Genomic DNA, 4,614 nt, shown 5'->3' with positions numbered 1-4,614 from the left:
CATAGCAATGCAAGAGCGAAAAATCTTCGAAAGAGGCCGACAGAATCGGAGCATCGGCTATGGGGGCGTTTAAGGGCGAAACAGATCGAAGAACTGAAATTTAGAAGACAGGCGCCCATCGGTCCATATATTGTAGATTTTGTTTGTCACGAGAAAAGGATCATCATCGAAGTGGATGGGGGGCAGCATTCGTTAGAGCGAGACAGAGATGCTCAAAGAGAGAAATGGCTCCATGAGCAAGGATATCGGGTTCTAAGATTCTGGAACCATGAGGTTCTAACGAATATGGATGGGATATTGGGAGTCATTAGAGAGACGTGTTTAAATCACCCTCCCCTAACCCCTCCCATCCAGGGAGGGGAAGTGAGAGGGAAAAGCGTTGGGGAACCCACGCTAAACCCGGAGGAACCAAATTTTTAAACCGAAGGAGGACAAAATAATGGAAAGAACTTTGATTTCCAAACATCGTTTTATGATTGCTTTGTTTTTGGCCTTTGCGATGGCCGCGACCCGGTTTCACCATTTTAATTACAATTTAAACCTTCCCGACGCTTCATTAGCTGTTTTTTTTCTGGCAGGATTTTTTCTCCAGTCCCTCTTCTTTTTCCCGTTGTTTTTCGCTGGGGCGGCTCTCATTGATCTTGGAACGTTTGCAGTTGGAGGAAGTGACTGGTGCTTCACACCCGCATATTTGTTTCTCATTCCAACCTATGGAATGGTGTGGCTTGTCGGCAAATATTATGGAAAACGGGATGATTCATCATTGAGGGCTTGGGGATTTTTGGTTTTTGTCCTGTTTGCCAGTTTAAGTGGGGCATTTGTGATTTCCAACGGGGGTTTTTACTTTTTTTCGGGTTATTTTGGAGAAATGAGATGGACTGAATATGCGGTCCGTGTCTCAAAGTACTACCCCTCGTATGTGATCAATACGTTCATCTATGTTGGCATTACGGTATTCATCCATGCCTTTTTTGTTTCTAAAGTATCCAAACGGTTCAGGCCTTCGGCCGGGCCCCATGCAACCAGTTAGCCGTTTGGGGTGGAGAAATTTATAAGCTTCTGAAATTAGGGAAATGCGAATGGGCCATAAGACACTAATCCTGGGGGGTGTTCGCTCCGGAAAAAGCCGGTTTGCAATTGAGCAGAGTTCAAAGTTTGGATCTTCAAGGGTTTACATTGCTACCGCTCAACCCCTGGATGCGGAAATGGCGCGGAGAATTCAAAAACACCGCCAGGACCGGTCCCCAGATTGGAAAACCATAGAGGAACCCTACAAGCTTTGCCAGGTTTTAGAGTCTATAAATGGAACCACTGATGTGGTGGTTATCGATTGTCTTACCTTGTGGCTTTCGAATCAATTGAGTATTAGGAACCAAAAAGATAATAAAATTCAGGATCACATCGAACAATTGACCGGTGTCATGGAATCGATAAACCTCGCTGTTATAGCAGTTTCCAATGAGGTGGGGTTGGGAGTCATTCCTTCGGATTTGCTTTCCCGCCGTTTCGTTGATTTTTCTGGATTTTTACACCAGAGATTGTCCGACATATCACAGGAAGTTTTTTTGATGATGGCAGGAAACCCTATTCCGATAAAAAGGAACCCACATGGAAACCATTGATTCAATTCTTCAAAAAATTGAATCCTCGAACACCGGTTGGAAGAAGAAAGCACAAAAACGTCTTGATCAACTCACAAAACCTCCCGGAAGCCTCGGTCGAATGGAAGATATTGCGGCATGGTGCATCAAAATTTGGGGTAGAATCCCGCCTCCTTGTTTAAAAAAAACCATCTTTATCTTTGCATCAGATCACGGGGTGGTGGAAGAGCAGGTCAGTGCTTATCCCAAGGAGGTTACAGCACAGATGGTTTACAATTTTCTCCAAGGCGGTGCCGCGATTAATGTCCTGGCACGTCATATTGGAGCAGAGTTACAGGTGGTCGATATGGGGGTCGACCATGATTTTAAAATTGCGCCCGGTTTGTTATGTCGAAAAATTTCCTATGGGACACGAAATATGGTTTTGGGCCCTGCCATGTCACGGGCACAAGCTGAAAGAGCATTGCTGATTGGGATTCAGTTGGCACAAAGGGCATCCTTGAAAGGGGTTCACCTCATCGGGGCAGGGGACATGGGAATTGGGAATACAACGGCAAGTAGTGCAATAACCACAGTCATGACCAAAGCTTCAGTGGAACTTGTCACTGGAAAAGGAACCGGGGTTAATGAGCAGGGATTATTGAGAAAACAAATGGTGATTCAAAAGGCGCTAAAAATAAATTTCCCGAACTCCAAGGACCCCCTGGACGTTCTTTCGAAAGTAGGCGGTTTTGAAATCGGCGGGATTGTGGGACTGATTTTGGGATCGGCTGCTCATCGGATTCCCGTTGTGATCGATGGTTTTATTACCACGTCAGCGGCATTGCTTGCGGTGGCTTTAAAACCTGAAACCAGAGAATATTTGTGTGCTGGACACCGATCCTCAGAACCGGGTCATCAGATTGCATTAAATAATTTGGGACTTAATCCGCTATTAGATTTAAACATGCGGTTGGGGGAAGGATCGGGGGCTGCTTTGGCCATGGGAATCGTAGAGGCTTCTCTAAAAATCTTTAATGAAATGGCAACGTTTGAACAAGCAGGGGTTTCTAAAGCGGGTAAAAGGAAGTGAAGGATTTTATTACCGCCTTTCAAATTCTTACAAGTATTCCTTTGAGCGATTTTCCACCTCATCATGATGAATTGACTCGATCGGTCGTTTACTTTCCGATTGTCGGGTTTACCATCGGTCTTCTTCTGTTTGCTCTAACATTTTTTCTTTTGCCGTTCCTTCCCGCTGGCCCTCTGGCGGTATTGCTTACCCTGGTTTTGATTTTCATCACAGGGGGGTTGCATTCGGACGGGTTGGCGGATTTGTGTGATGGATTGTTTTCCGGGAGGTCTCGTGAAGAAATGCTATTGATCATGAAGGACAGTCGGATCGGGCCCTTTGGTGTTTTGGCCCTCATCGCGGTATTTTTTCTTAAGTATGCGCTCTTTGTAGAGGTGATTACCCATGGATGGCTGTTTACTTTTTTATTGATGGGCGTTTTAAGCCGTTGGGCTATGGTCCTTGCCGCCTATCTTGGAACTTATGCAAGAGAAAGGGGTACCGCTCAACCGTTTATCGGAAAGGTCTCCATGGGACAAATCTTGGGAGCGACAATTATTTCTTTGATCCTAATCTTTGCGATTAATGTAGGCGTAGGAATAATTTCTTTATCTCTGGTTTTTTTGCTGGTGTTGTTATTCAAGCAATTTCTTTATTCAAAGATCGGGGGCCTAACCGGTGATTCACTCGGTGCGCTTAACGAAATCTCTGAAACCTTGGTCCTTTTGTCTGTTTTGGTGTCTGACGCTTTTCTTGAATTCGCCTAAGGATTGATAAGGGAGGATTCCAGTGCGGATTGTATCTTTTTTGCCCAGTGCGACGGAAATGCTTTATGCCCTTGGCCTAGGGGAACAATTGGTGGGGATCACTCATGAATGCGATTATCCACCTGAGGTTTTGGGCAAACCGGTTGTCGTTCGGTCATCCATGGATCCGAAAGGATTAAGTCCCTTACAAATCGATGAAATCGTAAGCCGTACCCTTCGGGCGGGTCAAAGCCTTTATGTTGCCGATGAACAACTTTTAAAAAATCTTCAACCTGATCTGATCATTACTCAGGACCTTTGCCAAGTGTGTGCGCCTTCCGGAAATGAAATTGGGCGTGTCGTAAAATATCTTCCTAAAACGCCTAAGATCCTTTGGCTTACCCCTACTTGTCTTTCGGACATATTTGAAAATTTATTACAGGTGGGGGAGTCAACCCATAAGGTGACCGAAAGCAAAAGTTTGGTAGACCGGCTTAAAAAGCGTATTGAGGCGGTTTCAAACCTGACCCAATATTTAAAAAATAGACCGCGCGTGTTTTGTTTCGAATGGCTAGCACCGGTCTACAACTCCGGGCATTGGATGCCTGAACTGATTGAGCTCGCTGGGGGAGTGGACCGGCTTGCGAGAAAAGGCCAGGATTCCACCAGGATATCATGGAAGCAGATTGTAGAATATGGTCCGGAGTTCCTTTTTTTAAGCCCCTGCGGGTTTAAATTGGAAGAAGTCCTGGGTCAAGCGTCCTTATTCACTCAGTTTCCCGGCTGGCAGGAGTTAAGGGCTGTGAGGGAGGATAAGGTATACTGTTTTGATGCCAATAGCTATTTTGCACGACCCGGTCCAAGGGTCGTGGAAGGCGTTGAACTATTGGCCTCCGTCCTCCATCCAGAGAAATTTTCTTGGTCAGGGCCATCCGATGCCTACAGGAAACTGACCATGAACGATTTATTAACCTTATCAAAAAATAGGGTGAAGATTCATTGATGAACATTCCACGGATCGTCATCTCCGGAACACACAGTAGCATTGGAAAATCTACGGTTGCACGGCACTGTCAAGTATTTTGTGTGAATTTAGTGAACCAGTGTAATCTATGATTCACCCTGCCCACCGGCGTTTTCCTCCAAGCCAGCTCCATCTTTAATGCAATAAAAGCCAGAAGTCTGTAACAAGAACTTTCTCCTGCCACAATCTCCA

The 4,614-nt window shown here is 45.4% G+C and carries 6 protein-coding genes; all 6 read left to right on the top strand.

The annotated features are described in order from the left end of the window. Positions 1 to 420, top strand: a 420-nt coding sequence (locus tag VGB26_04700) for an endonuclease domain-containing protein (protein HEX9757084.1), incomplete at its 5' end; no start/stop codon positions are given. A 19-nt stretch (positions 421 to 439) separates the two neighbouring features. Further along, on the top strand, positions 440 to 1,030 hold the full coding sequence (locus VGB26_04695) for a hypothetical protein (GenBank protein HEX9757083.1): 591 nt from the start codon (positions 440 to 442) through the stop codon (positions 1,028 to 1,030). Positions 1,031 to 1,079: 49 nt separating this feature from the next. Continuing rightward, on the top strand, positions 1,080 to 1,622 hold the full coding sequence (gene cobU, locus VGB26_04690) for a bifunctional adenosylcobinamide kinase/adenosylcobinamide-phosphate guanylyltransferase (GenBank protein ID HEX9757082.1): 543 nt from the start codon (positions 1,080 to 1,082) through the stop codon (positions 1,620 to 1,622). After that, complete coding sequence (gene cobT / locus VGB26_04685; protein HEX9757081.1) at positions 1,609 to 2,673, top strand: nicotinate-nucleotide--dimethylbenzimidazole phosphoribosyltransferase; 1,065 nt, start codon at positions 1,609 to 1,611, stop codon at positions 2,671 to 2,673. The genes cobU and cobT overlap by 14 nt, the downstream gene beginning before the upstream one ends. After that, complete coding sequence (gene cobS / locus VGB26_04680) at positions 2,670 to 3,419, top strand: adenosylcobinamide-GDP ribazoletransferase (protein HEX9757080.1); 750 nt, start codon at positions 2,670 to 2,672, stop codon at positions 3,417 to 3,419. The genes cobT and cobS overlap by 4 nt, the downstream gene beginning before the upstream one ends. Positions 3,420 to 3,441: 22 nt before the next feature. Continuing rightward, on the top strand, positions 3,442 to 4,401 hold the full coding sequence (locus VGB26_04675) for a cobalamin-binding protein (protein HEX9757079.1): 960 nt from the start codon (positions 3,442 to 3,444) through the stop codon (positions 4,399 to 4,401). Positions 4,402 to 4,614: the final 213 nt, after the last annotated feature.

Source organism: Nitrospiria bacterium, assembly GCA_036397255.1.
Lineage (GTDB): Bacteria > Nitrospirota > Nitrospiria > DASWJH01 > DASWJH01 > DASWJH01.
This window is presented reverse-complemented; position numbering and strand designations above follow the sequence as displayed.